General features: G+C 71.8%; 16 protein-coding genes and 1 tRNA gene. 7 read left to right on the top strand and 10 right to left on the bottom strand.

Annotated features, from left to right (window positions below; translation table 11 throughout):
• Positions 1 to 59 precede the first annotated feature (59 nt).
• A complete protein-coding gene (locus AB0C66_RS06625; RefSeq protein WP_362433737.1) occupies positions 60 to 1,400 on the top strand; it encodes an FHA domain-containing protein in 1,341 nt (446 codons plus the stop codon).
• A gap of 72 nt (positions 1,401 to 1,472) precedes the next feature.
• On the opposite strand, the gene AB0C66_RS06620 is transcribed toward AB0C66_RS06625, so the two are convergent.
• Positions 1,473 to 2,558 (bottom strand): methyltransferase domain-containing protein, encoded by a 1,086-nt coding sequence (locus AB0C66_RS06620; RefSeq protein ID WP_362433735.1) that lies wholly within the window; start codon positions 2,556 to 2,558, stop codon positions 1,473 to 1,475.
• A gap of 80 nt (positions 2,559 to 2,638) precedes the next feature.
• On the opposite strand from AB0C66_RS06620, the gene AB0C66_RS06615 reads away from it, so the two are divergent.
• The gene (locus tag AB0C66_RS06615; RefSeq protein WP_176182937.1) at positions 2,639 to 3,043 is read left to right on the top strand and encodes a globin; all 405 of its coding nucleotides are present in this window, start codon (positions 2,639 to 2,641) and stop codon (positions 3,041 to 3,043) included.
• Positions 3,044 to 3,133: 90 nt separating this feature from the next.
• Here the strand turns inward: AB0C66_RS06615 and AB0C66_RS06610 are convergent, their stop codons facing one another.
• The 7 genes from AB0C66_RS06610 to AB0C66_RS06580 form a co-directional block, all read right to left on the bottom strand.
• A complete protein-coding gene (locus AB0C66_RS06610; protein WP_362433733.1) occupies positions 3,134 to 3,904 on the bottom strand; it encodes a hypothetical protein in 771 nt (256 codons plus the stop codon).
• Positions 3,901 to 4,365 (bottom strand): thioesterase family protein, encoded by a 465-nt coding sequence (locus AB0C66_RS06605; RefSeq protein ID WP_362433731.1) that lies wholly within the window; start codon positions 4,363 to 4,365, stop codon positions 3,901 to 3,903. Before AB0C66_RS06605 ends, AB0C66_RS06610 begins: the two co-directional genes overlap by 4 nt.
• Before the next feature lie 4 nt (positions 4,366 to 4,369).
• Positions 4,370 to 6,034, bottom strand: a complete 1,665-nt coding sequence (ettA, locus tag AB0C66_RS06600) for an energy-dependent translational throttle protein EttA (RefSeq protein WP_362433729.1) — start codon at positions 6,032 to 6,034, stop codon at positions 4,370 to 4,372.
• A gap of 269 nt (positions 6,035 to 6,303) precedes the next feature.
• The gene (locus AB0C66_RS06595; RefSeq protein ID WP_362433727.1) at positions 6,304 to 7,698 is read right to left on the bottom strand and encodes a Cys-Gln thioester bond-forming surface protein; all 1,395 of its coding nucleotides are present in this window, start codon (positions 7,696 to 7,698) and stop codon (positions 6,304 to 6,306) included.
• A gap of 206 nt (positions 7,699 to 7,904) precedes the next feature.
• Complete coding sequence (locus tag AB0C66_RS06590; RefSeq protein WP_362433725.1) at positions 7,905 to 8,345, bottom strand: single-stranded DNA-binding protein; 441 nt, start codon at positions 8,343 to 8,345, stop codon at positions 7,905 to 7,907.
• A gap of 229 nt (positions 8,346 to 8,574) precedes the next feature.
• Complete coding sequence (locus AB0C66_RS06585; RefSeq protein WP_362433723.1) at positions 8,575 to 10,608, bottom strand: GTPase; 2,034 nt, start codon at positions 10,606 to 10,608, stop codon at positions 8,575 to 8,577.
• A 6-nt stretch (positions 10,609 to 10,614) separates the two neighbouring features.
• Complete coding sequence (locus AB0C66_RS06580; RefSeq protein ID WP_362435518.1) at positions 10,615 to 12,225, bottom strand: dynamin family protein; 1,611 nt, start codon at positions 12,223 to 12,225, stop codon at positions 10,615 to 10,617.
• Positions 12,226 to 12,608: 383 nt separating this feature from the next.
• Between AB0C66_RS06580 and AB0C66_RS06575 the strand changes: the two genes are divergently transcribed.
• A tRNA-Arg gene (locus AB0C66_RS06575) sits at positions 12,609 to 12,684 on the top strand.
• Positions 12,685 to 12,848: 164 nt separating this feature from the next.
• On the opposite strand, the gene AB0C66_RS06570 is transcribed toward AB0C66_RS06575, so the two are convergent.
• Entirely contained in the window at positions 12,849 to 14,015 is a 1,167-nt protein-coding gene (locus tag AB0C66_RS06570; protein WP_362433721.1) for an ATP-binding protein, read from the bottom strand.
• A complete protein-coding gene (locus AB0C66_RS06565; protein WP_362433719.1) occupies positions 14,012 to 14,728 on the bottom strand; it encodes a response regulator transcription factor in 717 nt (238 codons plus the stop codon). Before AB0C66_RS06565 ends, AB0C66_RS06570 begins: the two co-directional genes overlap by 4 nt.
• Before the next feature lie 196 nt (positions 14,729 to 14,924).
• Here AB0C66_RS06565 and AB0C66_RS06560 point away from each other — a divergent pair, with 196 nt between their 5' ends.
• From AB0C66_RS06560 to AB0C66_RS06545, 4 genes are read left to right on the top strand one after another with little or no spacing between them, the layout of a single operon-like run.
• Positions 14,925 to 15,443: a hypothetical protein gene (locus AB0C66_RS06560; RefSeq protein WP_362433717.1), complete on the top strand. Its 519-nt coding sequence runs from the start codon at positions 14,925 to 14,927 to the stop codon at positions 15,441 to 15,443.
• Positions 15,440 to 16,504, top strand: coding sequence for a peptidoglycan-binding protein (locus AB0C66_RS06555; protein ID WP_362433715.1), 1,065 nt, complete (start codon positions 15,440 to 15,442; stop codon positions 16,502 to 16,504). The genes AB0C66_RS06560 and AB0C66_RS06555 overlap by 4 nt, the downstream gene beginning before the upstream one ends.
• Positions 16,501 to 17,262: an ABC transporter ATP-binding protein gene (locus AB0C66_RS06550; RefSeq protein WP_362433713.1), complete on the top strand. Its 762-nt coding sequence runs from the start codon at positions 16,501 to 16,503 to the stop codon at positions 17,260 to 17,262. Before AB0C66_RS06555 ends, AB0C66_RS06550 begins: the two co-directional genes overlap by 4 nt.
• Complete coding sequence (locus AB0C66_RS06545) at positions 17,259 to 18,470, top strand: ABC transporter permease (protein ID WP_362433710.1); 1,212 nt, start codon at positions 17,259 to 17,261, stop codon at positions 18,468 to 18,470. The genes AB0C66_RS06550 and AB0C66_RS06545 overlap by 4 nt, the downstream gene beginning before the upstream one ends.
• Positions 18,471 to 18,483: the final 13 nt, after the last annotated feature.

Genomic DNA, 18,483 nt, shown 5'->3' with positions numbered 1-18,483 from the left:
AAAAAGCAGCACATCCAAGCAGGAAACGCCAAGAACGGCACACGAGGGGGATCACCGACATGCCGACATGCCCTAACGGCCACCAATCGACGGCCGACGACTGGTGCGAGGTGTGTGGCCACCGGATGTCGGGGACGCCGATGCCGGCCGGCGCCGTCCCCCCGCCTCCGCCGCCCCCGATGCCAGGAGCCCCGGGTGCCCCCGGCGGTTACGGCTTCCCGGGCCCGGCGGGCCCGCCCCCGCACGGCCCCGGAGCATCGCCTCCCGGCGGTCCCGGCGCGCCGCCGCCCTACGGCGGACCGGGCGCACCCCCGCCGTACGGCGGTCCTGGTGCGCCGCCGCCCCCGCCCGGCGGTACGGGCGGTGGCTACGGCTACCCCGGCGCGCCCACACCACCGCAGCCGGACGCCACCTTCCAGGCGGAGCTGTGCCCCCAGTGCCGTACCCCGCGGGAGGCACAGGCCCCGTTCTGTGAGGAGTGCCGGTTCAACTTCCTGACGCAGTCACCCACTCCGTACTCCCCGCCCTCGTCCGGCGGGTTCGCCCCGCCGCCGCTGCCGGGTCCGCCGCAGCCATTCCCGCCGCAGGGCCAGCAGCCCCCGCACGGCGGTGACTACCAGGCGTCGCGCCCGTCCCAGATGAACCGCCCGGCGGAGCCGCTGCCCAGCGCGGAGCCGGGCCCGCCGCCCGGCCAGGGGTTCGGCGACGACGACTGGACGCTGCCGCCGCCGCAGGCCGGTGCCGGTCCGGCCGCGCCCCCGCAGCAGCCGCAGCAGCCGCAGCCGCAGTACGGATACGGCTATCCGCAGCCGCCGCAGGGCGCGGCACAGCCCGCGCCGCCCGCACCGCCGTACGGCCATGACGAGTTCCCGGGCGCCGCGCCGCCCCCGCCTCCTCCGGCGTACCAGGGGCACCCGGGTCCGCCCCCGCCGCCGCAGCAGCAGCACGCGACGCCGCCCTCCCCGTTCGAGCACGGCGGGGCTCCGCCGTCGCCCGCCGGGTGGGTCGCGGTTGTCGCACCGGACCGCGAGTACTTCATGGCGATGATGCACCGCAGCGGTCCGGAGGCGGCCGGGCTGAACCTCCCGGCGTACTCCCCCGAGCAGCAGCTGCCGCTCAACGGCCAGCAGATCACCATCGGCCGCCGACGCCACAGCACGGGCGAGTCCCCCGATATCGACCTCGGACGGCCGCCCGAGGACCCGGGCGTCTCGCATCAGCACGCGGTGCTCGTCCAGCAGCCGGACGGCAGCTGGTCGGTCGTCGACCAGGACTCGACGAACGGCACCACGATCAACGGTGGTGAGGACCCGATCCAGCCATACGTCCCGATCCCCCTCCAGGACGGCGACCGCGTCCATGTGGGCGCCTGGACGACGATCACGGTCCGCCGAGGCTGAGCACCGGCCGCGGCCACCGGGTGGCGGTCCGGCCGGAACGGGCCGGGGTCCCGCCCGGGGCCGCGGCCCCGGTCAGCGGCCGGGGCCCAGCGGCCAGCCGTACGGGCCCTCCGGGTCGTCCAGCCAGGCCCATTGGCGGTCGCCCCGCACCGTCACGCCGTAGCGCTCGCGCCCCGGCCGGTCCTCGTGCTCCCAGAGCGCGAGGGCCTCGACCGGCTCCATCCGGCCCGCGACCAGGTTCAGCAGGAAGCGGAAGGAGTCGTCCATCAGCGGCCGGGGCGGAATGCCGTGGGTGGAGACCGAGGGCGGCGGAGCGGTGCCGCGCAGCGGGACGAAATAGGCGGGAGTGGCCAGGAAGCGCCCCTCCGCGTGTCCGGCGTCGGGGACCCGCAGCGCGATCAGCCCGGTCGCGAGCGGGGTGAGGATCAGCCCGCCCGGTCGGCACTGGCCGGGCCAGGCCCCCGGCACGGACGGCACCGCGCAGGTGGCGATGATCCGGTCGTAGGGGGCGCGGTCGGGCCAGCCGCGAGCCCCGTCACCGGTGACGACGGCCGGACGGAAACCGGCCGCGGCCAGCTGGGCACGGGCGGCGTCCGTGATCTCCGCATCCAGGTCGAGTGTGGTGACCCGCTCGTCGCCGACCCGGTGGGCGAGCAGCGCGGCGTTGTAGCCGGTGCCCGCGCCGATCTCCAGCACGCTGTTGCCGTCCGCCACCTCGAGGGCCTCCAGCATCCGCGCCATCAACGACGGCTGGCTGCTGGAGGAGATCAGCTCACCCCCGCGCATCCGCGTCGCCAGGGGCGCGTCGGCGTACGCTCCGGCCAGCCAGCGCGCCCGGCGCGAGGGATCCGGATCATCGCGGCACAGCCGGGCGTAGCCGGCGCTCCCGCTCCCCTGCGCCGCGTACGACCCGACCCGCCCCTCGCCCGCCTCGTAGTAGTAGGGCACGAAGAGATGGCGCGGCACCGCCTCGAACGCCGCCCACCAGCGGGGATCGGTGAGCGCGCCGTCCTCCGTGAGCCGCCGCACCAGCCCGTTCCGCGCCCGCGCCGCGGCCTCGGTGGCGCCGGGGTCGTCCGTCGCCGCGTAAGGGGCGTCGGCCGCGGCGCGAGGGCCGGGCTCCGGCGCGCCGCGGGTACGACCGCCCGTGCTGCCCATGACTCCACTGTCCTGCGCCCGCCTCCGGGCCGCGACCCACGCCCCCTTCCGCCAGCCGGGTGGTCTGAGAGCATGGAGGCGTGAAAGACATTCCGCGCGGCACACTTCAGGAGCAGACCTTCTACGAGCAGGTCGGCGGCGAGCAGACCTTCCGTCGTCTGGTGCACCGCTTCTACCAGGGGGTCGCGGAGGACCCGCTGCTCCGGCCGATGTACCCCGAGGACGATCTGGGACCGGCGGAGGAGCGGCTGGCGCTCTTCCTCATGCAGTACTGGGGCGGTCCCCGCACCTACAGCGACAACCGCGGCCATCCGCGGCTGCGGATGCGGCATGCCCCGTTCACGGTGAACCGCGCGGCCCATGACGCCTGGCTGCGTCATATGCGCGACGCGGTGGACGAGCTGGAGCTCGCCCCGGACCTTGAGCGGCAGCTGTGGAACTACCTCACCTACGCGGCCGCGTCCATGGTCAACACCGAGGGCTGAACGGCCCCCGGCACACCGCCGGGCAGACACCGGCGGCGGGATCGGACAGGATTCGCGAGCAAGCGAGGCGGGGTTCAGCCGGGGTGACGGTCAGGCCGGGGAGACGGTCAGACCGGGCAGCCCCGAGGTCCGGACCGCCACCGAGCCGTACGGGGTGCGCAGCCGCAGCCACCCGCCCGCGGACAGCAGGGCCAGCGGCTCGGCGACCGGCTCCTGCGCCGCTCCCCCGGTGTGGCCGGCGCCGACGCCCGCCGCGGCGCGGGCCGGGCGGAGGAAGCCCAGCGACTGGGCCGCGTGCACGGCACGCAGCGGCAGCCCGGTGGAGCCCAGCGTGCGCGACCAGATCTCACGGCCGATGCGGTCGCGCTCGGCGCGGGTCCGGCGCTCCTCGGGCAGGGCCTCGTCACGCGCCCGGAACTCGGCGACCGCGGCGGAGACCGCCGCCCGCACCTCGTCCGCGCCCGGCAGCCCCTCGATCCGGCGCCAGCCGCCGCGCGGCGGCAGCACCCCGGCCCATGGCGGACCGGTGACGGCGTCGGGCACGGGAACCACCAGCGGCTCCTGCCCGGCGGTGGTCCGCGCGGCGAGCGCCGTGTCCAGCGCGTCCGCGAACTCACCGGCCGAGACCGTGGTGTCCGGGGTCCCCTCGCCACCGCCCATGACCGTCGCCTCCACCCGCGCGGTGCGGATCGCGAGCACCTCGAAGGACGGCGGACGGCCGAAGACGGCGAGCACACCCGCGCCCGCCTGGAGCCGCACCGCCGCGGCGCGGTCGTAGTGGATCAGCCGGGCCAGGAAGGCGGCCAGATCGGCCGCCTCCCCGGCGTCGGCGAAGTGGAGCTCGTGGCGGGCGACCGTCATACCGTGAGGGCCCCTTCCGGCCGCCCGTCCCGCCCGGCGCCCTTGGCGGGCGCGGCGGGCTCCAGGTACTCCGTGAGGAACTCCACCTCTTCACGGCTGACCCGGCGCGGACGCCCCTGTTCGAGGTCGAACGGGACGAGGCGGGTGGCGGCCCGCGCGTACACCCCGTCCTCGTCCTTGACCTCGTACCGCAGGGTCAGATAGGCGGCACGGATCTCCGTCACCCAGGTCTCGATGGTCACCGGGGAGTGCCGGTGGACGAGGGGCTTCAGATAGTCGATCTCGTGGCGGGACACGACCACCCCGCCGGTGAACGCCTCGCTCCCGTCCCCCGGTGCCAGCCGCCACATGAAGTCGACGCGGGCCTCCTCCAGATAGCGGAGGTAGACCACGTTGTTGACATGGCCGAACGCGTCCATGTCGGACCAGCGCAGGGGGCAGGAGTAGATGTGCCGGGCCATCCGCTCAGCCCCGGGTGAGCTTCTTGTAGGTGGCGCGGTGCGGACGGGCCGCGTCCGCGCCGAGCCGCTCGACCTTGTTCTTCTCGTACGACTCGAAGTTGCCCTCGAACCAGAACCACTTGGACTCGCCCTCGTACGCCAGGATGTGCGTGGCGACGCGGTCCAGGAACCAGCGGTCGTGGGAGACCACCACGGCGCAGCCGGGGAACTCCAGCAGCGCGTTCTCCAGGGAGGACAGGGTCTCGACGTCCAGGTCGTTGGTGGGCTCGTCGAGGAGCAGCAGATTGCCGCCCTGCTTGAGGGTGAGCGCGAGGTTGAGGCGGTTGCGCTCACCGCCGGAGAGCACCCCCGCTGGCTTCTGCTGGTCCGGGCCCTTGAAGCCGAACGCGGAGACATAGGCCCGGGACGGCATTTCGACCTGGCCGACGTTGATGTAGTCCAGTTCGTCGGAGACGACGGCCCACAGCGTCTTCTTGGGGTCGATATTGGCGCGCGACTGGTCGACGTAGGAGATCTTGACGGTCTCGCCGACCTTGATGGTGCCCGCGTCCGGGGTCTCCATCCCCTGGAGCATCTTGAAGAGGGTCGTCTTGCCCGCGCCGTTGGGGCCGATGACACCGACGATGCCGTTGCGGGGGAGGGTGAAGGAGAGGTCGTCGATGAGGACCTTCTCACCGAACGCCTTGGAGAGGTTCTCCACCTCGACGACCACGTTGCCCAGGCGGGGGCCCGGCGGGATCTGGATCTCCTCGAAGTCCAGCTTCCGGGTCTTCTCCGCCTCGGCGGCCATCTCCTCGTAACGGGCCAGCCGGGACTTGGACTTGGCCTGCCGCCCCTTGGCGTTGGAGCGGACCCACTCCAGCTCCTCCTTGAGGCGCTTGGCGCGCTTGGCGTCCTTCTGCCCCTCGACCTTCAGACGGGTCTGCTTGGTCTCCAGGTAGGTGGAGTAGTTGCCCTGGTAGCCGATGGCGCGGCCGCGGTCGAGCTCGAGGATCCACTCGGCCACGTTGTCCAGGAAGTACCTGTCGTGGGTGATGGCCACGACGGTGCCCGCGTACTTGGCGAGGTGCTGCTCCAGCCACTGGACGGACTCGGCGTCCAGGTGGTTGGTGGGCTCGTCGAGCAGCAGCAGGTCGGGGGCCTCCAGCAGCAGCTTGCAGAGCGCGACGCGGCGCTTCTCACCACCGGAGAGGTTGAGCACCGGCCAGTCGCCGGGCGGGCAGCCGAGGGCGTCCATGGCCTGCTCGAGCTGGGCGTCCAGGTCCCAGGCGTTGGAGTGGTCCAGGTCCTCCTGGAGCTTGCCCATCTCCGTCAGCAGCTCATCGCTGTAGTCGGTCGCCATCTGCTCGGCGATCTCGTTGAAGCGGTCCAGCTTGCGCTTGGTGTCCGCGACACCGTCCTGGACGTTCTCCAGCACGGTCTTGGACTCGTCCAGCGGGGGCTCCTGGAGCAGGATGCCGACGCTGTAGCCCGGGGAGAGGAAGGCGTCACCGTTGGAGGGCTGCTCCAGACCGGCCATGATCTTCAGCACCGTGGACTTACCGGCGCCGTTGGGGCCCACGACACCGATCTTCGCGCCGGGCAGAAAGCTCAGCGTGACGTCATCGAGGATCACCTTGTCACCGTGCGCCTTGCGCGTCTTGCGCATGGTGTAGATGTACTCAGCCAAGAGAAACCGTCCGGCAATCTGGTAGGTATCGAGGTGCGGCCCCGCAGCGTGGTCCTGGGCGGCTCCCACCGCGTGAGGGCAGATACACCCCATCTTGCCGTACGCCAAGCCCGAGGCGAAAACCGGTTATCCGCGGGCCCGCCCGCGAACCGCGTACGAAGGGCCGGAGTCCCGCTGGGACTCCGGCCCTTCGCCGTGTCATCACTGTCAGTCGCCGGTCATCACGCCCTTGGGGCGCGATGCGCCGCCGACCGAGGGTGACCCCGAGGTCACTCCCCCGCGGTCGCGTTCTTCCTGCGGACGAAGAAGATCGCGCCGCCGCCGATCGCCACGAACGCCACGGCGATGCCCGCGATCATCGGGGTGTTGCTGCTGCTACCGGTTTCGGCGAGGTCGCCACCGCCGGTGCTGCCGCTGCTGGCGCCACCGGCCGAGGCCGGGCTCGGCTTCGACGGGGTGTCGCTGCTGCCGCCGCTGCTGGAGGTCTTGCAGTCCAGGACGCCGGAGAAGGTCTTCTTGAAACCGTTCGGACCCTTGATGGTGAAGGTGTAGCTCTGGTCCTCCTTCACCGGCGCGGTGACGGTCTTCGACTGACCCGCCCCGATGGTGTACTTCTCGTCCAGCAGCTCGAAGGTGAACGCCTCGTCGCCCTTGTTGGCCGCGGTGATGTCCAACCCGCCCTTGGCGCAGTTCTTCTCGGCGGAGACCGCCGGGACCGCGCCCTTCTCCGCCCAGTTGGCGGTGGCGGTGGCGGTCACGGTGCTCTCGCTGGAGCCCGCCAGAATCTGCGTCTGGCTCTTGGTGGCGCTGGCGAACGCACGGCCGACCGGAACCTTGGTGGCGGCCTGGGCGGTCAGCGTGGCGGTGCCGTCGGGCGTGCCCTTCGGCACGTCGAAGTACACCTCGCCGTTGTTGGCGGCGCTGGTGAGGGTCTTGCCGCTCTTGTCCACCAGCTTGACGCCGGCGGCGGTGGCCTCGGTACCCGGGGTGAGGGTGACGCTGTCCGCGTTGGTGCGGACCTTGACCGGGCCGAGCCGGTCACCGGCCTTGCCGGAGACGGCGGGCGGGTCGAGCGTCAGCGACGCCTTGGGCTCCTGGAGCTTCTGAGCGCTCTTCTGGAGGTAGTCCGCCAGCTTCTCGGCCGCGGGGTCGACCGCGTCGACATCCGCCTTGTCGGAGAAGCGCCAGATGGCGACCTGCGTACCCGCGGCGGCCGTCTTCTCGGTGAGCGGACCGGACTTGGCCTTCTTGGCCAGCGCCGAAAGGTCGTTCACCTGCGGGTAGGAGTTCTGAAGAATCCAGTTGATCTTGCCGGCGTCGGGGTTGCTCGCCAGCGAGGTGGCACTCCAGGACTTCTCTTCGTACTTCGCCTTGTCCTGCGTCGGGTTGTGCAGGTCGATGCAGTACGTCTGGATGGTGCCGCCGTTGTCGACAGCCATCTCGAAGAGACCGGCGCCGACGCGCTGGTCCTTGCCGCCCTCGTGGATGACGGCCTTGTCGAAGGTCTTGAGACCGCTCAGCGTGGCGGTGGCACCGCCCTGGTTCGGGGCCGAGCCATCCGCGGCGGCGGTACCGGCGGCAGCCATCACGCCTACCGCGACCAGGCCGGACGCCAACATGGCGGCACCCAGGCGGGCTGACCCCCGCCTTTTAACAGCAATCATGGTTTTCCCTTCGGGCGAGCGCCAGTCAGATAGGTGCGCACGCCAGCGAACTCAAAACTCAGGAACCCCCGTTGGGCACTCACGGATCTTAGGGAGAAAGAGACCCCACGACCCCCGCCAGTACGTGGACTCACCGATCCGAATCGGAATTGTTATCTCCGCCTGAGACCCGGTATGACCTGGGATTATCGATAAATCACCGATGGTCAAGGGGAAGTTGCCCTAGTCGGTACGTTTAGCAGAGGTTTCGCCGGTGAGATCCGACGAAAGGCGGACGTACCGCGCGTAAGGTCATGGCCTACGGCGACCGCGTCGATCTCCGCGGTGATCCAGCGGTTGGTACCCCCTGGCCCGTCCGGCGGCTGCTCCCGTGACCGGTCCCGTTCTCTCTCGCGCAGCCGCAATGTGCCATGGACCAGGAGCGGTTCACCCAGCGATACCGAACCCGCCACATTCGCCGCGAGCGACCGCCAGGTCCAGACCGTGTAGAAGCTCGTATGAGCGTCCGCCCAGATCTCACGCCGCCGATCCCAGCGGCGCACCGTCACCGCCAGCCGGAATCGGGCCACCGCGACCCCGGACGCCGTCTCGCGGAAATCCGGCCGTGTCGCGGCGTTGCCCACCACGGTCACCCAGCTCTCGTTCACCGGTGATGCCTCCCCCGTGCCTCTCGCGGACCGTCATCCGGCGGCGCCACGACGCCGCTTGGTCCTCCTGCGCCCGGTCCTCCCGCGCTCGGTTCTCATGCTGCACGCGACCGCGAGATCCCGCCGGGCCCTGTGCGGAACCCCCAGGCTGTGGACAACTCGGCGCCCCGCCCGAGTGAAACCCCCCGCGGACCCCGTCTCTCCCGCCGTCGGCTTCCCCGGCGTGCCGTCAGCTTCCGCCCGCCGCGATGACGTACTGCGCCCGCACCTCGCGATAGCGCGACAGCTCCGCCCCCACCGGCTCCAGCACACGCGCCCGGCCACACGCCACCGCCGCCTCGCGCCGCCGCGCCTCCGCCATTCGCCCGTACCGCCGCGCGGGCCCCCGGGCCATCACCCCGCAGCCCCACGCCAGCCCCGCGCTGACCGCGACGGCTCCCGACAGCAGCATCGCGGGCAGCCACCAGAGCAGCCCGCCGAACAGCCCCGCCACGATCCCCACCAGCCACACCATCCCCGCCAGTTGCATCAGCATCAGGGCCACCTGTGTCGACGCCACCGCCGACCACCAGCCTGGCCGGGCCGGGCGGCGCCCCGCCGTCGCGGCCGCCACCGCCTCGTCGATCGCGTCCGGCAGCCCTCTGCCGCCCCACCCCGCCGCCTCCCGTACCGCCTGGGCCCAAGGGCCGGGCAGTCCCGCCGTCGCCTCGTCCGCCAGCGTCCGTACCGCCTCCTCCACCGCGGGGCGGGCCGTGACCGCCTCCACCGCCGCCGCCTTCGCCCGTGCCCCCGGGATCTCCCTGGCGTCCTCCACCCGCCGCCCCGCGGACCGTCTGGTGCCCGTCCCCGAGGACAGCCCCAGGGAGCCGTACGGGCCCCGGGAGCCCCGCACGCCCCATGGCCCCCGGCGGGCGACCCGCCCCCATGGCGTACCGCACGCCCACTCCGCGTCCCGCAGCCAGGCGCGCTCGGCCGCTTGGCCGGCCGCCGCCGCGCCCGCCGCCTCCGCGAGGCGGTCCTCGAACTCCGCCCGCGCCCGGTCGCCCAACCCGACCGAAGCGCCGTCCGCCACGTACTGCGGGCGCAGCCGCGCGGTCGCGCCGTCCACATCGGCCGCGAGCCGCCGCTCCGCCGCCCCGCATTCGGCCGCCAGCCGCCCCAGCATGTCCCTCAGCTCGCCGACGCCCTCCCCCGTCAGCGCCGACAGCGCCAGTACGGCGGCCCCCGGTTCCCCGTGCTCGCCCAGGGCGAGCCCGTCCTCGTCCAGCAGCCGCCGCAGATCGTCCAGCACCTGGTCGGCGGCCTCGCCCGGGAGCCGGTCCACCTGGTTGAGCACCACGAAGGTCACTTCGGCGTATCCGGCCAGCGGCCGCAGATAGCGCTCATGGAGCACCGCGTCCGCGTACTTCTCCGGATCCACCACCCACACCACCGCGTCGACCAGCCCCAGCAGCCGGTCCACCCGCTCCCGGTGCCCCGCGGCGGCCGAGTCGTGATCGGGCAGATCGAGCAGGACGAGGCCGCGCAGCGCGGGGTCGTACGGATAGGCGGGGCGCCGCCGGTCGGCCATCGGGATGCCGAGCCGGTCCAGCAGACCGTCGGCGTGGTCGGTCCAGGCGCACGCCAGCGGCGTGGCGGTGGTGGGGCGGCGGATCCCGGCCTCCGAGAGCTGCGTCCCGGCCAGGGCGTTGAACAGAGTGGACTTGCCGCTTCCGGTGGCTCCCGCGAGCGCGACGACGGTGTGGCCGAGCGGATGCCGCCCGCGCGCGTCGGCCTCGTCCAGCACCCGCCCGGCGCCCGCCAGCGTCCGCCCGTCCAGCCGGGTCCGGGACAGCCCGACGAGCTGGCGCAGCGCCTCCAGACGCGGCCGCAGGGCACCCGTGACGAAGCCGCGCGCGCCGGGCCCGTACGCGCTGTACGAGGGGCTGCCGTACGCCCCCTGCCCGCCCGCCGTCCGCATATCGCCCGCCGCCCCGGCCGCGAACCCGCCGCCCGGTCCCCGCCCGCCCATCGCGCCGACCGCCGCCCAGGCCGCCGCGCCGCCCCCGGCGCGGCCGTCGTCCCCCCAGGGACCCTCGGGGCCCGCCGCGGCGCCGACCCCGCCGTCCGCCGGAACCACCGCCTCCGCGTCCGTGGTCTCCCCGCGCGCCGCGTGCCCCTCCGCCCGCCGCTGGGCGCGCCGGGCGATGAGGCCGTCGTCCCAGGTCTGGCGCGGCCGGTCGGCCGTGGGGTGGTCCGCTCCGTGGCCCTCAGTGGCGGTCACCTTCGGTCACCTCTCCTTCTGTAGTACGGACAGCGCGGCGATCAGCTGGACCTGGTGGTCCGGCGTCACGTCCAGGGTGTCCAGGGGCGCCAGCCGCCGGTCCCGCTCCGTCTCCAGGGCGCGCGCGACACAGCCGTCCAGCAGCTGCCCGCCGCGGTCGCCCAGGTTCAGCGCACCGTGGGCGCCCAGGGTCTCGGCCAGCCGCTCACCCGCCGTACGGGCGCGACGGCCGCCCAGCAGGGATGCCATCAGCAGGGCGGCGACCTCGTCGGGCGCGCATCTGCCGCCGTTCTCGGCGACCCGCGTCCGCGCCTCCTCCTCGGCCAGTTCCTCGACGCACCGCCGCCAGTGGCGCACCGCCACGCCGATCCGCTCCCCCGCGCCGCGCGCGTCGCACGGGGCGAGCCCGGCCCGTGCCACCGGATCCCGCTTCCCGGTCTCCGCGACCCGCTCGTCCGCGGCGGCCGCCGCGCTGCGCAGCAGGGTCGCCAGCGAGTCGACGAGGGCGCCGAGCAGTTCCTCGGGGGTGCTGTCGTGGGGCAGGCCGTGCCAGTGGGTGAGCGCGCCGCCCGCGAGCGCCGCGCCGCCGGCGATCTCCCGCCGCACCCGCTCCAGCTCCTCCCCGTACGCCCCCTCGACCCGCTGCACCAGCCGTACCGCCGCCGCGTGCTGGGCGGCGGCCGCACCGGCCAGGGCGGGCATCCGGGAACGCAGTGAGGCGAGCACCCCGGCGGCCGTACGGGAGGCCGCGACGCTCCGGGCGTACGGGTCCTGGGCGTGCTGGGTGAGCCAGGACCGCAGCGCGGCGACGGCGGTGAAGGGCAGCAGCCCGCTGCCGCCGCCCGCGGACTCGGGCAGTTCGGGGATGGTGAAGCGCGGTACATCACCGAGTCCGGCCGCCGTAAGGAGGGCCGCGTACTGCCGCGAGACCTCGGCGGCGAGCTGATGCGGCACCCGGTCGAGCACGGTCACGAGGGTGACGTCGTACTCCTTCGCGGTACGCAGCAGATGCCAGGGGACGGCGTCGGCGTAGCGGGTGGCGGTGGTGACCAGCACCCAGACGTCGGCGGCGCAGATCAGCTCGGCGGCCAGATCGCGGTTCCGGGCGACGAGGGAGTCGATGTCGGGCGCGTCGAGCAGGGCGAGCCCGCGCGCGAGACCCGGATCGGTCTCGATCCGCAGGGCCCGCGCCCCCTCCTGCCCCCGGTCGTCCTCGTCGTACGCCGTCTCCGCCCGCTCGCCCTGCGCCGGTACCCACACCCGGGTGAGCTGCGGCAGTACCCGCTGTCCCGCGAACCAGGGACGGTCGTCGGGGTGGCACACCAGCACCGGTGTCCGGGTGGTCGGCCGCAGAACCCCGGCCTCGGTGACCCGTCTGCCCACCAGCGAGTTGACGAGCGTGGACTTGCCCGCCCCGGTGGACCCCCCGATCACCGCCAGCAGGGGCGCTTCGGGGGCGCGCAGCCGGGGCACGAGGTAGTCGTCCAGTTGGGCGAGAAGTTCGGCGCGGCTGCGTCGAGCGCGGTCGGCACCGGGAAGGGGAAGCGGAAAGTGGGCGGCGTCAACGCGATCACGCAGTGCGGTCAACGCGTCGAGCAGCCGGGGCCGTACGTCCAAGATCGCCACGTGGTGAAGAATGCCCGTTTTTGATGTGTTTTTGAAGCGTATGCCCATAGATGCGCGTCAAAGAGACCCGCCCGGATCACCCCAGAAGGGGCACGAGGCGGACGGGACGACTGGGGCCCAGGCATAACGAGTAGACAACACCCGCCCGCTGGGGCGTGAAAAACGATGCGAGTTTCGGACCTGCCTGCGATTATCAGACCGCTTCACCGAACCTCCACAACGTGCCACGGAGGTGAAGCAACCGGGGCGAGGCGCAAGGAGCCCTATCCTTGTCCCCGGCAAGGTCACGGTCCGCCGAACCCGGCCACCCGCACCACGGTCGCACCGACGGCACCGCGGGCACCCGGGGGCTCACCGTTCCATGACCACCACCGGCCCCCGTAGCTCAGTGGATAGAGCAGGCGCCTTCTAAGCGCTTGGCCGCAGGTTCGAGTCCTGCCGGGGGCGCCATCGGCTCCCTCCCCGCCTGCCGCGGAGGGGGCTTTCGCCTCCTGTTCCGCGGGACTCTAGCGGCGCCCCTGTAGCGGCCGCGTAAGCGCCGTGGACGGCTGCGCCGACCGGGGTCGCCCCGGGTGAACAGGGGCGCACCGTACCGGCGTCGACTCCATCCGCCGTCAGGGGAACTCCACGGTGACGGTGAGACCGCCGCCCGGGCGGGGATGGGCGGCGGCGGTTCCACCGTGGGCGCGCGCGATGGCGGCGACGATGGCCAGGCCGAGCCCCGCGCCCTCGCCCCGTACCCGGGTGCGGGCCTGGAGGCGGTGGAACGGCTCGAAGAGCCGGGGCGCCATCCCGGCGGGAACGTGCGGCCCGGTGTTGGTGATGCGCAGGGTCCCGTCGCCGAGCACGATCCGGATCTCGCCGCCGGGGTGGTTGTACCGCAGGGCGTTGCGCACCAGATTGCGGATGAGCTGGCCGAGCAGGACGGGGTCGCCCTCCACGGTGCAGGGCTTCAGGACCGTGGTGAGCGTGATCTCGCGCTGCCGCGCCTCCTCACCGGCCTCCGCCACCGCCGCCTCCGTCGTCCGGTCGAGCGCGACGGCCTCACAGTGGCGCAGCCCCTCGGCCGCGTCGGCGAAGAGCAGCAGCGATTCGATCAGCCGCTCACTGCTGTCGGCGGTGTCGATCAGCCGCCGCCGGATCCACTGGACCTCCTCCGGCCGGGGGTCGGAGAGACCGATCTCGGCGGCGGCCCGCTGAATGGCCAGCGGGGTGCGCAGTTCATGCGCCGCGTTGGCGGCGAACCGCTGCTGCGCCTGGACCAGTCGCTCGATACGGTCCAGCATCCGGTCGAAGGTGTCCGCCAGCTGTTTCAGCTCTCCGGGCGGGCCTTTGAGATCGATGCGCTGCGCGAGGTTCTCTCCGGAGAGTTTGTTCGCGGTGGCGGTGATCACGCCGACGGGGCGGAGTACCCGTCCCGCCATCCACCACGCGAGAAAGGCCGAGAGCACGGAGAAGACGCCGAATCCGATGACACAGATGATCAGCAGACGGCTGAGCGTCATTCCCGTGACCGCCTCGACCGCGTCCGACTGGATTCTGAACGCGGCGGTCTTGGTCATCTCCGTGCTGGGGAGGCGGACCGGCCGGACGAACGCGAACGGGGCGACCATGCCCGTCGGCTTCGCGTCCATGGCCGCCCGCTGTACCGGCCCCTCGAGCCAGCGTTGGGCCAGCGAGTAGATGAAGGCCGTGAGGAGGCCGCCGGCGAGCAGGATCAGTCCGGTGTACAGCGCCGTCAGCCGGGCCCGTTCGGTCCCGAGGCGCAAGCGGCGGATCATGGACATTCCTGTCGCGGTATCTCGTCCTTCCGCCCGGACGGGGCCCGGCGGGCACTGGGGGCGATGCGGTATCCCGCGCCCGGGACCGTTTCGATCGCGGGCGGGGCACCGAGTTTGGTGCGCAGGCGGCTCATGGTGACCCGCACCGGATTGGTGTCGTATCCGGTGCCCTCTTCCCAGACCTTTTCGATCAGGCTCTCGCCGCTGACCACGGCGCCGTTGGCCCGCATCAGGGTCTCCAGCACGGCGAACTCCTTGCGCGCGAGCACCACCTGGCGGCCGTCGCGGGTCACCTGGCGGCGCGAGGTGTCCAGTACCAGACCGGCCCCCCGGAGAACGGGGGGCAGTGCGGGCTGGTTCCGGCGGCCCAGGGCAAGGACCCGGGCCAGCAGTTCGTCATAGGCAAAGGGCTTGGTCAGATAGTCATCGGCGCCCAGCCCCAGACCGGCCACCCGCTCGGCGACGGTGGTGGACGCGGTGAGCATGAGGACGCGGGTGAGCAGGCCCTCGGCCACCACATGGCGGCAGACGTCATCGCCGTGCATCCCCGGCAGGTCCCGGTCGAGGATCACCACGTCGTAGTCGCCGTAGACGAGTTTGCCGAGTCCGCTCTCCCCGTCGAGTGCGATGTCGACGGTGATCGCGTCGCGTCGCAGACCGTGAGCGATCATCTCTGCGAGGAACTGCTCGTCCTCTACCAGAAGTACGCGCATGTTCCCTGTATACACGGGTTCCGCGTTTCATTGCCATTACATGATGGCCGCAATCCCCCGCGACTCGGTAAGAGAAACGAAACGGGCCTTTGTGTCACGCTGCCTCTCAGTGTGACGCCGAAGGCCGCCGCGATAGGGGTCGCCGTGTGCTCACTTCCCCTTCTCTCTTCCGTTCCATCATGGAGGTGAAACGCATATGAGGAATTCACGGATTCAGCTGGTGATGGCCTCTGTTGTGACCGGTCTCGCTCTGCTGACCGTCGGCTGTTCATCCGACGGCGGCGGTACCGACAAGACGCCGGCGGAGGCCCCCGGGTCCGGCGGCAATGCCGCGGGAAATTCCGAGGTCGAAGCATCGGATTCATTCCTGAAGCTCCAGAAGTGCATGCGCGGCCAAGGCGTGGAACTGCCGGATCAAAAGCAGACCGAGGACGGGAAGATGCTCGCCATCGGACCGCCCGAGGGCACCTCGCAGAAGAAGTTCTTCGCGGCCATGAAGAAGTGCGGCGGCATGGGCGGGGGCAGCCCGGAGGAAAATCGCCAGTTCCAGGAGCAGCAGGTGAAACTCGCCGCCTGTATGCGGAAGAAGGGCTATGACCTGCCCGACCCCAAGCCCATCGAGGGCGGAGGCAGCGGCACGAGGGCGACCATTCCCATTCCGAAGGGGGAGAACAAGGAAAAGTTCATGAAGGACTGGAAAGAGTGCGGAGCGTGAGGCGTTGGGCCGCGGTCACCTGGGGTGTGATCACTGTTGCCGCCCTGTCCGGAGCGGGGCTCGCCGCTCATGAGATATCCAGCTCCGGCAAGAGCGGCGTCGAGGAGCGGACCGGCCTTCCGAAGGCGACCGACAAGGTCGTCAGAAACGACCTCATCAGCAGTACGACGGTGGAGGGGACGCTCGGCTACGCAAAGAAGCGGAAGGTCAACGCCGGTGCGGGTGGCACCGTGACCTGGCTCCCGGGCGGCGGTTCGAAGATCACCCGCAAGGAGCGGCTGTACGCGGTCGACGGCCGGGACGTACGGCTGATGTACGGCTCCGAGCCGATGTACCGGACCCTCAAGAAGGGGAACACCGGTACCGACGTACGGCAGTTGAAGACCAATCTGATCGCCCTCGGCTATGGCATCGGTCTTTCGGTGGACGAGGAGTTCACCCAAGGCACGGAAAAGGCCGTCAAGAGATGGCAGAAGGACCACGGTCTCAAGGTGACCGGCACCATCGGCCCGGATCAGGTCTTCTTCGCGACGGGGCCGGTACGGGTACGGGAAACCCAGGCGGCGGTCGGTGACCGCACCACTCCCGGACAGCCCGTACTGAGCATCACCAGTTCGGACCGTGTGGTGCAGTTCGACGTCAAGGTCGTGGACTCCGCCATGGCCACGGAAGGAAAGAAGGTGGAGGTGGAACTGCCCGACGGAAAGAGGGAGATGGGTGAGGTCACGGCGGTGGCGAACACCGCCAAGCCGGGCAAGGACCCTTCCGACACCGATCCGCGGGTGAGCATCACCGTCGCCTTCGACCATCCGGACAAGGTCAGGGGAATCGACAAGGCCCCCGTCACCATCCATCTGAAGGGCGAGACGCGCGAGAATGTGCTCAGCGTTCCGGTCAGCGCCCTTCTCGCACTGCCCGACAATTCCTACGGCGTGCAGGTCGTCGAGGGCACCCAGGTCCGTGAGGTGAAGGTGCGGCTGGGGCTGTTCGCCCAGGGCCGGGTGGAAGTCACCGGGGGCGGGCTGCGGGAAGGTATGCGAGTCGGGGTTCCCTCGATATGAGCGTCGTATGTCTGACCGAGGTGCGCAAGGAGTATCCGGGCGGGGTCGCCGCCCTGCGCGGCGTCGATCTGACCGTCGAACGCGGCGAACTGCTGGCGATCGTCGGTCCCTCCGGATCGGGGAAGTCCACCCTGCTGCACATCGTGGGCACCCTCGACTCCCCCACCGCCGGTTCGGTGACGATCGCCGGGCACCACACCGGCGCGCTGTCCGACCGTCGGCTGTCGGCCCTGCGCGCACAGCACATCGGCTTCGTCTTCCAGGCGTTCCACCTCTTCGCCGGGGTCAGCGCCCGGGACAACGTGGCGGAGGGGCTGCTCTACACCGGACTGCCGCGCGCCGAGCGGCGGCGGCGGGCGACGGCGGCGCTGGAGCGGGTGGGCCTCGGGGACCGTCTCGGTCACCGGCCGCATGAACTGTCCGGTGGCCAGAAGCAGCGCGTCGCCATCGCGCGGGCGATCGTCGGTGAACCGGACCTCCTGCTGGCCGACGAGCCGACCGGCGCGCTGGACTCCGTCTCCGGGGAGAACGTGCTGGAACTCCTCCATGAACTGCACCGGGAGGGCGCCACCATCGCCGTGATCACCCATGACCGGGAGGTCGCCGCCACCCTGCCCCGCCAGGTGCGGCTGCATGACGGGCTGATCGTGGAGGACATCCGGCGCGACGCCGCCGGTGTCGGGGTCGGCGGGACCGGCGGCGCCGAGCGGCCGGTGCACGGGACGACGGCCACCGGGCGACGAGGAGAGACACCATGAACCCGCGGCAGCGGCGGCCGGGTCTCGCCCCCGCCCGGTTGACCCCGCGCGACATCCTGCACACCGGTGCGGCGGGTATGCGCAGCAGACCTCTGCGCATCGTGCTCTCCGCACTCGGGATCGCCATCGGCATCGCCACCATGATCGCCGTCGTCGGAATCTCCTCGTCCGGAAAGGAGCGGCTGCTCCGTGAACTCGACTCCCTGGGCACCAATATGCTCGTGGTCAAGCCCGGGGAGTCCCTGCTGACCGGGGATCCCGTATCGCTGGCGAAGGACACGGCGGGCCGCGTCAGCCGTATCGAGGGCGTCGAGGACGTCGGCGCGACCGGAGAGCTCCCGCTCTCGGTCCGCCGCTCGGAGAAGATCAGCGACCAGGTAACGGGCGGGATCACCGTCCAGGCCACCAGCCAGGAGCTGCGGACGACGCTGCGCGCCACGATGCGCTCCGGTACGTGGTTCAACGCGGCCACCGCCGCCTACCCCTCGGTGGTCCTGGGCGATGTGGCGGCCGAGCGGCTGGGCATCACCGAGCCCGGGCAGCGGGTGTACATCAAGGGCGGGTACTTCACCGTGCTGGGGATCCTCGATCCGTTGCCCCTCGCCCCCGAGATCGAGCGCTCGGCCCTGGTCGGCTGGCGGGCCGCCAAGGCCCACCTCGACTTCGACGGGCATCCCACCTCGGTGTACGAACGGTCCACGGACGCCACCGTGTCCACGGTCCGGGCCCTCATCCCGCGTTCGGTGGACCCCGAGTCGCCGAGCAATGTGTCGGTCAGCGATCCCTCGGCCGCGCTCCAGGCCAAGGCCGCCACCGAAGGCACCTTCAACAGCCTGCTGTTGGGGCTGGGCGGGGTCGCCCTCCTGGTGGGCGGGGTCGGGGTGGCCAACACCATGATCATCTCGGTGCTGGAGCGGCGCTTCGAGATCGGACTGCGGCGCTCCATCGGGGCCACCCGTGGGCAGATCCGCTTCCAGTTCCTCACCGAGTCGCTGCTGTTGTCGGGGCTGGGCGGGGTGGCGGGGGTACTGCTCGGCTCCGGCGCCACCGCGGTGTACGCGCTCGGGAGCGATCTCCCATGGGTGATCCCGCCGTGGGCCGTCGCGGGAAGTTTCGGAACCACGCTGGTCATCGGGTGTATCGCCGGGCTGTATCCGGCCATACGCGCCTCACGGCTCTCGCCCACGCTCGCGCTGCACGCGGCATGAGCCGGGCGGACTT

It is taken from the genome of Streptomyces sp. NPDC048636 (genome assembly GCF_040650655.1).
Taxonomy (GTDB): Bacteria; Actinomycetota; Actinomycetes; order Streptomycetales; family Streptomycetaceae; genus Streptomyces.
The sequence above is the reverse complement of the archived record's forward strand: the minus strand, read 5'-3'. Positions and strand labels throughout refer to the sequence as shown.

Excerpts from the sequence above, each read along its gene's own strand:
- AB0C66_RS06565 (WP_362433719.1), bottom strand. The coding sequence starts at position 14,728 with ATGCGCGTACTTCTGGTAGAGGACGAGCAGTTCCTCGCAGAGATGATC.
- AB0C66_RS06625 (WP_362433737.1), top strand. The coding sequence starts at position 60 with ATGCCGACATGCCCTAACGGCCACCAATCGACGGCCGACGACTGGTGC.
- AB0C66_RS06605 (WP_362433731.1), bottom strand. The coding sequence starts at position 4,365 with ATGGCCCGGCACATCTACTCCTGCCCCCTGCGCTGGTCCGACATGGAC.
- AB0C66_RS06610 (WP_362433733.1), bottom strand. The coding sequence starts at position 3,904 with ATGACGGTCGCCCGCCACGAGCTCCACTTCGCCGACGCCGGGGAGGCG.
- AB0C66_RS06570 (WP_362433721.1), bottom strand. The coding sequence starts at position 14,015 with ATGATCCGCCGCTTGCGCCTCGGGACCGAACGGGCCCGGCTGACGGCG.
- AB0C66_RS06560 (WP_362433717.1), top strand. The coding sequence starts at position 14,925 with ATGAGGAATTCACGGATTCAGCTGGTGATGGCCTCTGTTGTGACCGGT.
- AB0C66_RS06620 (WP_362433735.1), bottom strand. The coding sequence starts at position 2,558 with ATGGGCAGCACGGGCGGTCGTACCCGCGGCGCGCCGGAGCCCGGCCCT.
- AB0C66_RS06550 (WP_362433713.1), top strand. The coding sequence starts at position 16,501 with ATGAGCGTCGTATGTCTGACCGAGGTGCGCAAGGAGTATCCGGGCGGG.
- AB0C66_RS06545 (WP_362433710.1), top strand. The coding sequence starts at position 17,259 with ATGAACCCGCGGCAGCGGCGGCCGGGTCTCGCCCCCGCCCGGTTGACC.
- AB0C66_RS06595 (WP_362433727.1), bottom strand. The coding sequence starts at position 7,698 with ATGATTGCTGTTAAAAGGCGGGGGTCAGCCCGCCTGGGTGCCGCCATG.